This is a genomic window from Burkholderia sp. MSHR3999, assembly GCF_000833595.1.
GTDB lineage: Bacteria > Pseudomonadota > Gammaproteobacteria > Burkholderiales > Burkholderiaceae > Burkholderia > Burkholderia ubonensis.
In genome coordinates this window covers 261,378-274,548 of sequence record NZ_JRFO01000001.1, presented here as the reverse complement: position 1 = coordinate 274,548, position 13,171 = coordinate 261,378, and the positions used below count along the sequence as shown (strand labels likewise).

The following is a 13,171-nucleotide window of genomic DNA, read 5'->3' as shown; positions in this document are numbered from 1 at the left end:
CGACGACGCAGCGGTCTTGAAGAAGACTGCGAAGTCGGAAGAGTCCAAATCGGGGTGTAGCTTAGCCTGGTAGAGCGCTACGTTCGGGACGTAGAGGCCGGAGGTTCGAATCCTCTCACCCCGACCAGATTTGTGAAAAACCGTGCACCGAGGTGCACGGTTTTTTTTTGCCCGCGCGCCGCGCAACCCGTGCCGCCGGCGCGACACGCCCCTGCCACCGGCCTCTGCTATAGTCCCTCCATCCCTGTCCTTCACTGCCCTTTCCGACGCGTGGACCAAATTCCCTTATGGGCGCAAATCGGCGCCGTCTTCCTGCTTCTCCTCTGCTCCAGCTTCTTTTCCATTTCCGAGACCGCGATGATGGCACTCAACCGCCATCGGCTGAAGCATCTCGCCGTCCAGGGCGCGCTCGGCGCGAAGACTACCCAAGGCCTGCTCACGCGCACCGACCAGCTGCTCAGCGTGATCCTGATCGGCAACAACCTGTTCAACACGATCATCCCGGTGCTCACGACGTCGATCGCGCTGCACACGTTCGGCCGTAACAACCTCGCGCTGTCGATCGCGACCGGCATCGTCGCGTTCCTGATCATCGTGTTCGCCGAAATCGCGCCGAAGATCGCCGGCGCGACGTTCCCGGAACGCATCGCGCTGCCCGCGAGCCTCGTCATCGCGCCGCTGATGCGCGTGCTGAAGCCGATCGTCTGGTTCGTGAACGCGCTCGCGCACGGCGTGCTGTGGGTGCTGCGCATCAACACGGCCAAGGGCCGCGACCTGCGGCTGTCGGCCGACGAGCTGCGCACCATCGTGCTCGAGTCGAGCAGCTTCATGCCGACCAAGCACCGCAGCATCCTGCTGAACCTGTTCGATCTCGAGAACATCACGGTCGACGACGTGATGGTGCCGCGCCGCCAGATCGAATCGCTCAATTTCTACGCGCCGCTCGACGACGTCCTGCATCAGCTCGAGACCTGCTATCACAACCGGCTCGTCGTCTACGAAGGCGACATCGACAAGGTGCTCGGCGTGCTGCACGTGCGCAAGACGCTGACCGCGCTGCACAACCAGGATTTCGACCGCGAGACGCTGCGCACGCTGCTCGCCGAGCCGTACTACGTGCCGTCGGGCACGCCGGTGGTGCAGCAGCTCCAGTATTTCCAGGAAAGCCGCCAACGCACCGCGCTCGTCGTCAACGAATACGGCGAGCTCGAAGGTCTCGTCACGCCCGAGGACATCATCGAGGAGCTGATCGGCGAGTTCACGACCTCGATGCCGCGCAGCGAGCGCAAAGGCGGCTGGGACGAGAACGGCGAATGCATCGTCGCGGCGAGCATGCCGCTGCGCGAGCTGAACCGCTGGCTGCACCTGAAGCTGCCGACCGACGGGCCGAAGACGCTCAACGGGCTGATCCTCGAGGTCCTCGAGGACATTCCCGAAGACGACGTGTGCCTGAAGATCGGCGACGTGATGCTCGAAGTGATGCGCAGCGACGACCAGGCGGTCCGCACCGTCAAGCTCTTCAGGCCGCGCCCGGCGCGCGGCGCGCGCAGCCTCGCCACGCGTTAGCCGGATGGCCGACTGCCGGCGCAGCCCCTGTCGCGCGACCATGCAACGGTCACGGTAACCAGGCGGCCGACGCGCCGGCATGCATGCTGTTCACACCTTCAGGCGGGATGCCCGCCGCTCCCGGCTCCGCGCCTTCATCCGACTCCCGCCCGCTCGACGCGGCCCAGCTCGACGACGCGCCGGCCGTGCGGCTGCTGACGGACACGCTGCACGCCGCGTGCGCCCGCGAAGCCTCCGACGTCCATGTCGAGCCGTTCGAAACGGGCTGGCGGATCCGCCTGCGCATCGACGGCGTGCTGCACGAGCACGCGCGGCCGCCGGTTCACCTGCGCGATGCGTTCGTCACGCGGGTCAAGGTGCTCGCGCGCATGGACATCGCGGAACGCCGCGTCCCGCAGGACGGCCGGCTGCGCGTCGCGCTCGCCGGCGGCCGGCGCGGCGACTACCGGGTCAGCTCGCTGCCCACGCTGTTCGGCGAAAAGCTCGTGCTGCGCCGGCTCGAAACGCTGCCGCCCGACCTCACGCTCGCGCGCCTGGGCTTCGATGCGCTGCAGGCGCGCGCAATGGAGGCGGCCATACGCGCACCGCACGGGCTCGTGCTCGTCACCGGGCCGACGGGCAGCGGCAAGACACTGTCCCTCTACTGCGCGCTGCAGATGCTCGATCGCGATGCGCACAACGTCTGCACGGTCGAGGATCCGGCCGAGATCCAGCTCGACGGCATCAATCAGGTCGGCGTCGCGGAGAAGGCCGGGCTGACCTTCGCGACCGCGCTGCGCGCGCTGCTGCGGCAGGACCCGGACGTCATCATGGTCGGCGAGATCCGCGACGCGGAGACGGCCGACGTCGCGATCAAGGCCGCGCAAACCGGGCACCTCGTGCTGTCGACGCTGCATACCAATGATGCGCCGGCCGCGATCACGCGGCTGCTCGACATCGGCGTCGCACCATACAACCTGGCGGCGGCGCTGCGCCTCGTCACCGCGCAACGGCTCGTGCGCCGTCTTTGCGCGGCTTGTCGCGCGCCATCCGACGCGCCGCCGCGCGTGCTGCGCGAAGCCGGCTGCGACCCGTCGGCGCTCGCGTCCGGGTGGCGGCCGTTCGTCGCGCGCGGCTGCCCCGCCTGTCATGGCATCGGCTACCGCGGCCGCATCGGCCTCCACCAGACAATGCCGGTGTCGCCCGGGCTTGCGGAACACATCGTCGCGCGCGCGAGCGTCGGCGAGCTCGCCCGCCATGCGGCCGGCGAAGGCGTGCGCAACCTGCGCGATGCCGCGCTTGCGCGCGTGCGGGACAGCACGACGAGTCTGGCGGAAGCGCTCGCCGCCACGCCCGACGCATGAACGCGCACACGCCGCCGCGCGAGACCCGCTTCGCGTGGCGCGGCCGCCGCCCCGACGGCGCGCCGCGCCGCGGCACCGTGATCGCGTTCGACCCCGCCGGCGCACGCGCGACGCTCGCGCGCGCCGGCATCACCGTGCTGTCGCTCGATCCGCGCGGTGCGGCCCGGCCGCCGACGGCACGCACCCGGGAGATCACGCGCTTCACGCAGCAGCTCGCCAGCCTGCTGCAGGCCGGCCTGCCGCTCGCGCCGGCGCTCGAGATGCTCGCGCGCACCCGCGGGCCCGACGGCATGCCGCGCATCGCGGCCGGCCTCGCACGGGAAATCGTCGGCGGCCGGCGCTTTGCCGCCGCGCTCGCCCGCTACCCGTCTCAATTCGGCTCGCTGTATCGCCAGCTGATCGAGATCGGCGAGACGTCCGGCGCGCTCGGCCCGGTGCTGGCGCGCGTCGCGGATCACCGCGAGCGCGCGGACGCGCAGCGGCGCAAGCTGCGCGCCGCGCTCGCCTATCCGGTGGCGGTGATCCTGTTCGCGCTCGCGATCACGATCGCGCTGATGCTGTGGGTCGTGCCGACCTTCCGGCAGATCTTCGACGGTTTCGGCGCCGCGTTGCCGGCGCCGACACGCATGCTGCTCGCGCTCGCATCCGCCACAGCCGCGTGGGGCGCGCCGCTGCTTGCCGGCGTCGCGGCCGCCGGCGTGGCCGCGCGGCACGCGATCCGGCGTTCGCCCGCGCTGCGCCTGTCGCTGTCCCGGCGCCTGCTGCGCACGCCGCTCGTCGGCCCGATACTGGGCCGCTTCGCGGCCGCACGATGGTGCCGGTCGCTCGCCACGCTGCTCGGAGCCGGCGTGCCGCTCGCGGACGCCTTCGCGACGCTCGAGCGCACCGCGGGCCATCCGGTGTTCGAGCAGGCCACCGCGCGCATCGCCGCGCGCGTGCTGCGCGGCGCGCGGCTCGCCGACGCAATGCATGCGGCCGGCTGCTTTCCGGACGACGTCGTCCAGCCAATTGCCGTCGCCGAAGAAACCGGCGCGCTCGACACGATGCTCGCCGACATCGCCGCACTGTGCGAACGCCAGCTCGACGCGCATTTAGATACGCTCGCCGCGCTCGGCGAACCGCTGATCGTGATCGTGCTGGGCGCGCTGGTCGGCAGCCTCGTCGTCGCGATGTATCTGCCCATCCTTCAGCTCGGCAACGTGGTGTAGCATCGCTACCGAATCTGTCGCCGATTTGTCCGACCGCCCCGCAACATGACGCCCGAACCCTTGTACGCCGCCCCCGATTCGCCCGTGACAGCGCTGTCCGCGTTCGCGATGCTGCCGCCCGCCGCGCAGTACGCATTCGCCGTCGTGCTCGGCCTGTGCGTCGGCAGCTTCCTCAACGTGGTCATCCACCGGCTGCCCGTCATGATGAGGCGCGCGTGGGAGGCCGAGATTGCCGAGGCCACCGGCACGAACGCAGAGTCCGACGACGGCTATCCGCCGCGCTACGATCTGTGGCATCCGCGCAGCGCCTGTCCGCATTGCGGCCATGTGCTGCGCGCGTGGGAGAACATCCCGCTCGTCAGCTACCTGCTGCAACGCGGGCGCTGCCGGCAGTGCGGCCACGCAATTGGCGCGCGCTACCCGCTGATCGAATGCGCGGGCGCGCTGCTCGCCGCCGGCTCGCTCGCGGCGTTCGGCCCCACGATGGCCGCACTCGCCGCATTCGGCCTGTGCGCCGCGCTGCTCGCGATGAGCGCGATCGACATCCAGACCGGCTACCTGCCCGATTCGATGACGCTGCCGCTGCTCTGGGCCGGGCTCGCGCTGAACCTCGGCGGCACGTTCGCGTCGCTGCGCGCAGCCGTCATCGGCGCGATGGCCGGCTACCTGTTCCTGTGGTCGATCTACTGGCTGTTCAGGTGGCTGCGCGGCATCGAGGGCATCGGCTTCGGCGACCTGAAGCTGCTCGCCGCGCTCGGCGCATGGATGGGCTGGGCCGCGTTGCCGCAGGTCGTGCTGTTCGCGGCGGTGACGGGCGCGATCGTCGGGCTCGTCGCGACGTGGCGCGGCCGCATGCGCTTCGAGGAGCCGATTCCGTTCGGCCCGTTTCTCGCGGCCGGCGGCGCCGCGACGCTGTTTTTCGGCACCCCTTTCTATTCGGCGCTCGGAGGCTGACACATGCTTGCAGTGGGACTCACCGGCGGAATCGGCAGCGGCAAGACCACCGTGGCCGACCTTTTCGCGGCTCGCGGCGCGTCGATCGTCGACACCGACCTGATCGCCCATCGCATCACCGCGCCGGGCGGGCTTGCGATGCCCGCGATCGAACAGGCGTTCGGCCCGGACTTCGTCGCGGCGGACGGCTCGCTCGACCGTGCGAAGATGCGCGCGTTGATCTTCAGCGACGATGCGGCACGACGGCGCCTCGAGGCAATCACGCATCCGCTGATCCGGGCGGAGACCGACCGCGAAGGCCGGGAAGCGCGAGGCGCGTACGTGATGTTCGTCGTGCCGCTGCTCGTCGAATCCGGTAGCTGGAAATCGCGCGTCGATCGCGTGCTCGTCGTCGACTGCGACGTCGAGACCCAGATCGCGCGCGTGATGCGCCGCAACCGATTCACGCGCGAGCAGGTCGAGGCGATCATTGCGCGGCAGGCAACGCGCGACGCCCGTCTCGCAGCCGCCGACGACGTCATCGTGAACGACGCGACGACGCCCGACGCGCTCGCCGCGCAGGTCGATGCGCTGCACCAGCGCTACCTCGCCGGTGCGGCGGCCGCAAAGTAAGCACCATGTGCGTGCGACGCGCCGCGATGGCGCACGAAATTGGCGCGTTGCTAGGGTAGAGAGTGAGCATTAGAATGTCCTGCATTGTTTCATTCCCTACGCAAGAGGCGAGCGCGCTTGATTCTTTACGAGTACCCGTTCAATGAGCGAATTCGCACGCTGCTGCGCCTCGAAGACCTGTTCGAGCGCTTCGCGTTTTTTTTGGCTCAGGAGGACGCGCGGGAACATCACGTCGCGCTGACGACGCTGTTCGAGATCGCCGAAGTCACGGGCCGCGCGGACCTGAAATCGGATCTGATGAAAGAACTCGAACGTCAGCGCCAGACGCTCGCCCCCTTTCGCGGCAATCCGGGTATCGAACAGAACGCGCTCGAAGCCGTACTCGGCGAAATCGAGCAGACGCTCGCGAACCTCGGGCAGATGCAGGGCAAGACGGGCCAGCATCTGGTCGACAACGAGTGGCTCGCGAGCATCCGCAGCCGCGCGGTGATTCCCGGCGGAACCTGCAAATTCGATCTGCCGTCGTACTACGCATGGCAGCAGTGGCCCGCCGAGCAGCGGCGCCAGGACATCGCCAAGTGGGTCCTGCCGCTCCTGCCGCTGCGCGACGCGGCGGCAATCGTGCTGCGCCTCGCGCGCGAATCGGGGCAGGCATCGAAGGTGATGGCCATGCAGGGCAGCTATCAGCAGATGCTGTCCGGTCGCAGTTATCAACTGATGCAGGTGCGCGTGGTGCCGGAGTTGCGCGTGATTCCGGAAGCCAGCGCGAACAAGTACATGCTGTGGGTGCGGTTCACGATGCAGGACGGCGACGTGCGGCCGCGTGCCGTTGACATCGACGTGCCGTTCCACCTGACCCTGTGCAATCTGTAACGGCCCTGTGCCGGATCGACGCTTTCGTATGACTACTGTTGTGAAATGCCCGTCCTGCGGCGCCGAAGTGCGCTGGACGCCTGAAAATCGCTTCCGCCCCTTCTGCTCCGCCCGCTGCAAGCAGCTCGATCTCGGCGCATGGGCCGCCGAGAAATACCGGATCGGCGGTTCGGACGACTCGCCGCTGTCCGAGGAAGAAGACGGCACGAACGGGCATCGCCCGAGCTGAATCGCGGCGCGATGCGCCGCGCGCTGCGGCCCGCCTCCCGGCGAGCCGCCCGGCTTCAGCGTTGCGCTTCGTCCTTCGCGAGCAGTTCGAGCACCGGCAGCGCCGCGGGCAACAGCGGCGCGACGTCGACCGGCAGATGCTGCCAGACGAACGCCTGCCCTTCCTTGCTGTGCGGCTCGCCGGTCCAGCCCGTCACCTTGCAGAAGTAGAGCCGCACGTACGCATGCGGGTAGTCGTGCTCGAGCGTATGCCAGCGGTGGCATGCGGTGACGGCGATCCCGAGCTCCTCGTGCAGTTCGCGCGCGAGCGCGTCCTCGACGCTTTCCCCCGCCTCCAGCTTGCCGCCCGGAAACTCCCAATAGCCTTCGTACGGCTTGCCCTGCAGCCGCTGCGCGAGCAGGTATCGGCCGTCCGGCTGCACCATGATGCCGACCGCGACCTCGGTCACCTTCCGGCCATCGGGCGCGCGCACGGCGCCTTGTGCGAGATCCGTGCTCATGCCTGCTCCTTGCGGCCCGACCAGTCGCGCGCGAACTGCCACGCGACGCGTCCCGAGCGCGAACCGCGCTCGAGCGCCCACACGAGCGCGTCGCCGCGCGCCTGCTCGATCTCGGCGTCACCGCAGCCGAAGTGGCGGAGCCAGTGCGCGACGATGCCGAGGTAATCGTCCTGCTTGAACGGATAGAAGCTGACCCACAGGCCGAAGCGCTCGGACAGCGAGATTTTCTCCTCGACGACTTCGCCGGGATGGATCTCGCCGTCGGGCAGGTGCTTGTACGTCTCGTTGTCGCTCATGTACTCGGGCAGCAGATGGCGGCGATTCGACGTCGCGTAGATCAACACGTTGTCCGACTGCGCGGCGATCGAGCCGTCGAGCGCAACCTTCAGCGCCTTGTAGCCCGACTCGCCTTCCTCGAACGACAGGTCGTCGCAGAATACGATGAAGCGCTCGGGACGCTGCGCGATCAGGTCGACGATGTCGCCGAGATCGTGCAGGTCGTCCTTGTCGACTTCGATCAAGCGCAGCCCGTCGTTCGCATGAGCGTTCAGGCACGCCTTGATCAGCGACGACTTGCCGGTGCCGCGCGCGCCGGTCAGCAGCACGTTGTTCGCCGGCTTCTTCTGCACGAATTGCCGCGTGTTCTGCTCGATCAGCGCTTTCTGGCGATCGATGTTGTGCAGGTCGGCGAGCGTGATCGACGACACGGCGGGCACCGGCTGCAGATAGCCGCGCCCTTGGCGCTTGCGCCAGCGGAACGCATTCGCGGCGTTCCAGTCGACCGCCGCCGGCGCGGGCGGCAGCATCGCCTCGAGCCGGCCGAGCAGCGTTTCCGCGCGCGTCAGGAACTGTTCGAGCTTGTCCATGATGTTCCGGCGCGCGCGATCAGGAGCGGTAATCCGCGTTGATGCTCACGTAATCGTGCGACAGGTCGCACGTCCAGATCGTCGCCTGCGCGTCGCCGCGGCCGAGCAGCACTCGGATCGTGATCTCGCTCTGCTTCATCACGCGCTGGCCGTCCTCTTCCTGGTACGCCGGATTGCGGCCGCCCGCCTTCGCGACCAGCACGTCGTCGAGATACAGGTCGATCTTGCCGACGTCGAGATCGGCGACGCCCGCATAGCCGATCGCCGCGAGAATGCGGCCGAGGTTCGGGTCCGACGCGTAGAACGCCGTCTTCACGAGCGGCGAATGGCCGATCGCATAGGCGATCTGACGGCATTCGGCGACGCTCCGGCCGCCTTCGACCTGCACCGTCATGAATTTCGTCGCACCTTCGCCGTCGCGCACGATCAGTTGCGACAGCACTTGCGCAACCTCGGTGACCGCGTCGCGCAGCGCCGCGTAGGCGGGCGAATCGGTCGATGTGATCGCCGGCAGCGTGCTCTTGCCGGACGCGATCAGGATGAACGAGTCGTTTGTCGACGTGTCGCCGTCGATCGTGATGCAGTTGAACGAGCGGTCCGCGACCTCCTTCACGAGCGTGTCGAGCACCGGTTGCGCGACCGTCGCGTCGAACGCGAGGAAGCCGAGCATCGTCGCCATGTTCGGCTTGATCATGCCCGCGCCCTTGCTGATGCCTGACAGCGTGACCGTGTGGCCGTCGATCGTCACCTGGCGCGACGTCGCCTTCGGCAGCGTGTCGGTGGTCATGATCGCCTGCGCGGCGTCGAACCAGTGCGCGGCCTGGCGGTTCGCGAGCGCCGCCGGCAGGCCGGCCTTCAGGCGATCGATCGGCAGCGGCTCGAGGATCACGCCCGTCGAGAACGGCAGCACCTGGGCCGGCTCGATGCCCGCCAGGCGCGCGAGCTCCGCGCAGGTCTCGCGCGCATGCGCGAGGCCCGGCTCTCCGGTGCCCGCGTTCGCGTTGCCGGTGTTGACGACGAGCGCGCGAATGCCCGCGCCGCCCGCGCGCACCTTCGCCAGATGTTCGCGGCAGACGATCACGGGCGCCGCGCAGAAGCGGTTCTCGGTGAACACGCCGGCGACCGTCGCGCCATCGTCGACGGAAATGACCAGCACGTCCTTGCGGTTCGGCTTGCGAATGTTCGCCTCCGCCCAGCCCAGCGTGACGCCGGCGACGGGATGCAGTTGGGCGGGATCGATCGACGGGAAATTGACAGCCATGTGGAACACCTGCCGGAAGGGAAAATGCCGGCGCGCGCCGGCATCGATTGAACGAACCGGCGGCCGCACGCGCGGACCGCCGCAACTCTCACCACAAATCAACGCTATAAACGACGCGGCGCGCTCATCGCGCGCCGCGTGTCAGCTTCCGCCGGGCCGCCCCAAGGAAGCTGACCGCCCCCTCGGGGGGCAGCGAACGACGTGAGCGTGGGGGCATCGTCTTACGACAGCTTGCCGTGACAATGCTTGTACTTCTTGCCGCTGCCGCACGGGCACGGATCGTTGCGGCCGACCTTCGGCATCTCGCCGCCGGGGCCGCTATGGCTCATCGCGCTGCCGACCATCTCCTCGGCGGCCGTCGCGGCGGCCACCGCCGCACCGCCGGCCACCGGCGCGCCCGCCTCGGCGAACTCGGCATGCTGGTACTCGACGTTTTCCAGATGCCCGGTGCGCTCCTCGATCTGCTCGGCCGCTTCCTCGAGCTGCTCGGGCGACTGGATCTGCACGTTCATCACGATCCGCGTGACTTCCTGCTTGATCGCGTCGAGCATCGCGGCGAACAGTTCGAACGCCTCACGCTTGTATTCCTGCTTCGGGTTCTTCTGCGCGTAGCCGCGCAGGTGGATGCCCTGGCGCAGGTGGTCGAGCGCCGCCAGGTGCTCGCGCCACAGGCGGTCGACCGACTGCAGCATCACCGAACGCTCGAACGCGCTGAACGATTCGCGGCCGACCAGCGCGACCTTCGACTCGTATTGCTCGTCGGCAGCGGTGGTCACCGCCTCGAGAATCTCGTCCGCCGAAATCGACGACGACTCGTTCACCATTTCCTGGATCGCGAGATCGAGCTGCCAGTCGTTGCGCAGCGCTTCCTCGAGCTCGGGGATGTCCCACTGCTCCTCGATGCTGCCCGCCGGCACGAACTGGCGGACGACGTCGCTGATCACGCTTTGGCGCATCGCACCGATCGTCTCGGTGATGTCGTGCGCTTCGAGCAGCTCGTTGCGCTGCTGGTAGATGACCTTGCGCTGGTCGTTCGACACGTCGTCGTATTCGAGCAGCTGCTTGCGGATGTCGAAGTTGCGCGCCTCGACCTTGCGCTGCGCGGATTCGATCGAACGCGTGACGATGCCGGCCTCGATCGCCTCGCCTTCCGGCATCTTCAGGCGGTCCATGATCGCGCGCACGCGGTCGCCGGCGAAGATGCGCAGCAGCGGATCGTCGAGCGACAGGTAGAAGCGCGACGAGCCCGGATCGCCCTGACGGCCCGCACGGCCGCGCAGCTGGTTGTCGATCCGGCGCGACTCGTGACGCTCGGTGCCGATGATGTGCAGGCCGCCCGCGGCCTTCACCTGCTCGTGCAGCGTTTCCCATTCGTCGTGCAGCTGCTGGATGCGGCGCGCCTTTTCGTCAGCCGGGATCGACTCGTCGGCCTCGATGAACGCGGCCTGCTTCTCCGCGTTGCCGCCGAGCACGATGTCGGTGCCGCGGCCGGCCATGTTGGTCGCGATCGTGATGCGCCGCGGACGGCCTGCTTCCGCGACGATCGCCGCTTCGCGCGCGTGCTGCTTCGCGTTCAGCACCTCGTGCGGCAGCCCGGCCTGCTTCAGCAGGTGCGACAGCAGCTCGGAATTCTCGATCGACGTCGTGCCGACCAGCACCGGCTGGCCGCGCTCGTGACATTCGCGGATGTCGCGGATCACCGCGTCGTAGCGCTCCTTGGCCGTCTTGTAGATCTGATCCTGCTTGTCGATCCGCTTCGGCGGACGGTTGGTCGGGATCACGACCGTCTCGAGACCGTAGATCTCGTTGAATTCGTACGCTTCGGTGTCCGCGGTGCCGGTCATGCCCGACAGCTTCGCGTACATGCGGAAATAGTTCTGGAACGTGATCGACGCGAGCGTCTGGTTCTCGCTCTGGATCTTCACGTGCTCCTTCGCCTCGACCGCCTGGTGCAGGCCGTCGGACCAGCGGCGGCCCGCCATCAGGCGGCCCGTGAATTCGTCGACGATGATCACTTCGCCGTTCTGCACGACGTAGTGCTGGTCCTTGTGGAACAGCGTGTGCGCGCGCAGCGCAGCGTACACGTGGTGCATCAGCGTGATGTTCTGCGGCGCGTACAAGCTCTCGCCGTCGCCGATCAGGCCCCACTCCGACAGCAGGCGCTCGGCCTTCTCGTGGCCCGATTCCGTCAGGAACACCTGGCGCCCCTTCTCGTCGAGCGTGTAGTCGCCCGGCTTCTCGACGCCGGTGCCGTCAGCCTTCTCCTCGCCGATCTGGCGCTCGAGCAGCGGCGGCAGCGCGTTCATCCGCACGTACAGCTCGGTGTGGTCCTCGGCCTGGCCGGAGATGATCAGCGGCGTACGCGCTTCGTCGATCAGGATCGAGTCGACTTCGTCGACCACCGCGAAGTTGAGCGCGCGCTGCACGCGCGCGTCGGTCTCGTAGACCATGTTGTCGCGCAGGTAGTCGAAGCCGAACTCGTTGTTCGTGCCGTACGTGATGTCGGACGCGTATGCCTGCTGCTTCTGCTCGTGCTCCATGCCGGACAGGTTGATGCCGACCGACAGCCCGAGGAAGTTGTAGAGGCGCGCCATCCACTCGGCGTCGCGTTGCGCGAGGTAGTCGTTGACCGTCACGACGTGCACGCCGCGGCCCGACAGCGCGTTCAGGTACACCGGCAGCGTCGCCACGAGCGTCTTGCCCTCACCGGTGCGCATTTCGGCGATCTTGCCGTAGTGGAGCACCATGCCGCCGATCAGCTGCACGTCGAAGTGCCGCATCTTCAGCACCCGGCGGCTCGCCTCGCGGCAGACCGCGAACGCCTCCGGCAGCAGCTTGTCGAGCGACTCGCCGGCCGCATGCCGCTGGCGGAATTCGTCCGTCTTGCCGCGCAACTGGTCGTCCGTCAGCTTCTCGATCTGCGTTTCGAGCGCATTGATCGCCGCGACGGTCTTTTGATATTGCTTGACGAGCCGCTGGTTGCGGCTGCCAAAAATTTTCTGGAGAAAACCGGTTGTCATCGGATCGGATCCTGCGTCGCAGCACCGGCGCCCGGCGCGTGTTGCGCGCCCCGACGCCCGAGCCTCGGCGGCTTAGCGTAATAGTGGATTCAAACATCGAATTTTAGCACGCGAGGGCGCATGCGCCCGTGACTCGGGCGGACGGCAGCCTCGCCGTGCCGGCTGCCGGCACCGCCGCAAATCCGGCCGCGCGCGAGCCGCGGCGGGTACAATCGGCGTCAACCACCGCGCGCTGCGGCGCCCCCGAAGAAAGCCTAGATGAACCGATTTTCCAAGCGTTTCGGCCCGCTCGGCCCGTATCGTCCGCAACCCGTGTCCGAGGTGCTCGGCCGCACCGACGCGTTCGCGGCGCTGCGCGCCGGCGTCGAGCAGATCGCCGCGCTGCAGCGCGACCTCGCCACGCTGCTGCCCGACTATCTCGCCAGCCACGTCGAGCCGGGATTCGTGAAGGATGGCGTCCTGACCCTGTTTGCCGCGCACAACGCGCTGGCCGCGCGGCTGCGGCAGGTCGAGCCGCGGCTGCTCGCGGATCTGCAAAAGCGCGGCTGGCCGGTGAGCACGCTGCGCGTGCGCGTGCGTCCGAAGGACGCGCCGGAGCCGCCGCACGTGAAGCAGGCGCGGATGACGTCCGTCGGCGCGGCGGCGTTGCGCGACCTGGCCGATCACCTCGAGCCGTCGCCGCTGCAGGCGGCGCTCGCCCGGATGGCGGCGCGGCATGGGGCGAAATCGCCGCGCTGACC

General features: G+C 68.3%; 12 protein-coding genes and 1 tRNA gene. 9 read left to right on the top strand and 4 right to left on the bottom strand.

The window, feature by feature from the left end:
- The first annotated feature begins 50 nt into the window (after positions 1 to 50).
- From KY49_RS01305 to KY49_RS01270, 8 genes are all read left to right on the top strand, one after another.
- Positions 51 to 127: transfer RNA gene (locus tag KY49_RS01305), tRNA-Pro, on the top strand.
- A gap of 143 nt (positions 128 to 270) precedes the next feature.
- Entirely contained in the window at positions 271 to 1,566 is a 1,296-nt protein-coding gene (locus KY49_RS01300; protein ID WP_042583058.1) for an HlyC/CorC family transporter, read from the top strand.
- A gap of 83 nt (positions 1,567 to 1,649) precedes the next feature.
- A complete protein-coding gene (locus KY49_RS01295) occupies positions 1,650 to 2,909 on the top strand; it encodes an ATPase, T2SS/T4P/T4SS family (protein WP_042583057.1) in 1,260 nt (419 codons plus the stop codon).
- A complete protein-coding gene (locus tag KY49_RS01290; protein ID WP_042583056.1) occupies positions 2,906 to 4,117 on the top strand; it encodes a type II secretion system F family protein in 1,212 nt (403 codons plus the stop codon). Before KY49_RS01295 ends, KY49_RS01290 begins: the two co-directional genes overlap by 4 nt.
- Positions 4,118 to 4,162: 45 nt before the next feature.
- Positions 4,163 to 5,071, top strand: coding sequence for a prepilin peptidase (locus KY49_RS01285; RefSeq protein ID WP_042583055.1), 909 nt, complete (start codon positions 4,163 to 4,165; stop codon positions 5,069 to 5,071).
- A 3-nt stretch (positions 5,072 to 5,074) separates the two neighbouring features.
- Positions 5,075 to 5,683, top strand: a complete 609-nt coding sequence (coaE, locus tag KY49_RS01280) for a dephospho-CoA kinase (RefSeq protein WP_042583054.1) — start codon at positions 5,075 to 5,077, stop codon at positions 5,681 to 5,683.
- A gap of 117 nt (positions 5,684 to 5,800) precedes the next feature.
- Positions 5,801 to 6,556 carry a cell division protein ZapD gene (gene zapD / locus KY49_RS01275; protein ID WP_042583053.1) on the top strand — a complete coding sequence of 252 codons (756 nt, stop codon included), beginning with the start codon at positions 5,801 to 5,803 and terminating at the stop codon, positions 6,554 to 6,556.
- A gap of 28 nt (positions 6,557 to 6,584) precedes the next feature.
- A complete protein-coding gene (locus tag KY49_RS01270; protein WP_042583052.1) occupies positions 6,585 to 6,785 on the top strand; it encodes a DNA gyrase inhibitor YacG in 201 nt (66 codons plus the stop codon).
- 55 nt (positions 6,786 to 6,840) lie between these two features.
- Here the strand turns inward: KY49_RS01270 and KY49_RS01265 are convergent, their stop codons facing one another.
- The 4 genes from KY49_RS01265 to secA all read right to left on the bottom strand — a co-directional run bounded on the left by KY49_RS01265 (position 6,841) and on the right by secA (position 12,431).
- Positions 6,841 to 7,284, bottom strand: coding sequence for an NUDIX domain-containing protein (locus KY49_RS01265; RefSeq protein WP_010091252.1), 444 nt, complete (start codon positions 7,282 to 7,284; stop codon positions 6,841 to 6,843).
- Positions 7,281 to 8,150, bottom strand: a complete 870-nt coding sequence (locus KY49_RS01260; RefSeq protein ID WP_010091251.1) for an ATP-binding protein — start codon at positions 8,148 to 8,150, stop codon at positions 7,281 to 7,283. Before KY49_RS01260 ends, KY49_RS01265 begins: the two co-directional genes overlap by 4 nt.
- A gap of 19 nt (positions 8,151 to 8,169) precedes the next feature.
- Entirely contained in the window at positions 8,170 to 9,411 is a 1,242-nt protein-coding gene (argJ, locus tag KY49_RS01255) for a bifunctional glutamate N-acetyltransferase/amino-acid acetyltransferase ArgJ (RefSeq protein ID WP_042583051.1), read from the bottom strand.
- Between the two features lie 221 nt (positions 9,412 to 9,632).
- Entirely contained in the window at positions 9,633 to 12,431 is a 2,799-nt protein-coding gene (secA, locus tag KY49_RS01250; RefSeq protein ID WP_042583050.1) for a preprotein translocase subunit SecA, read from the bottom strand.
- Positions 12,432 to 12,689: 258 nt separating this feature from the next.
- Here secA and KY49_RS01245 point away from each other — a divergent pair, with 258 nt between their 5' ends.
- Positions 12,690 to 13,169 (top strand): DUF721 domain-containing protein, encoded by a 480-nt coding sequence (locus tag KY49_RS01245; RefSeq protein WP_042583049.1) that lies wholly within the window; start codon positions 12,690 to 12,692, stop codon positions 13,167 to 13,169.
- The last annotated feature ends 2 nt before the right edge of the window (positions 13,170 to 13,171 follow it).

Excerpts from the sequence above, each read along its gene's own strand:
- KY49_RS01295 (WP_042583057.1), top strand. The coding sequence starts at position 1,650 with ATGCTGTTCACACCTTCAGGCGGGATGCCCGCCGCTCCCGGCTCCGCG.
- KY49_RS01290 (WP_042583056.1), top strand. The coding sequence starts at position 2,906 with ATGAACGCGCACACGCCGCCGCGCGAGACCCGCTTCGCGTGGCGCGGC.
- KY49_RS01285 (WP_042583055.1), top strand. The coding sequence starts at position 4,163 with ATGACGCCCGAACCCTTGTACGCCGCCCCCGATTCGCCCGTGACAGCG.
- coaE (WP_042583054.1), top strand. The coding sequence starts at position 5,075 with ATGCTTGCAGTGGGACTCACCGGCGGAATCGGCAGCGGCAAGACCACC.
- KY49_RS01270 (WP_042583052.1), top strand. The coding sequence starts at position 6,585 with ATGACTACTGTTGTGAAATGCCCGTCCTGCGGCGCCGAAGTGCGCTGG.
- KY49_RS01265 (WP_010091252.1), bottom strand. The coding sequence starts at position 7,284 with ATGAGCACGGATCTCGCACAAGGCGCCGTGCGCGCGCCCGATGGCCGG.
- KY49_RS01260 (WP_010091251.1), bottom strand. The coding sequence starts at position 8,150 with ATGGACAAGCTCGAACAGTTCCTGACGCGCGCGGAAACGCTGCTCGGC.
- argJ (WP_042583051.1), bottom strand. The coding sequence starts at position 9,411 with ATGGCTGTCAATTTCCCGTCGATCGATCCCGCCCAACTGCATCCCGTC.
- secA (WP_042583050.1), bottom strand. The coding sequence starts at position 12,431 with ATGACAACCGGTTTTCTCCAGAAAATTTTTGGCAGCCGCAACCAGCGG.
- KY49_RS01245 (WP_042583049.1), top strand. The coding sequence starts at position 12,690 with ATGAACCGATTTTCCAAGCGTTTCGGCCCGCTCGGCCCGTATCGTCCG.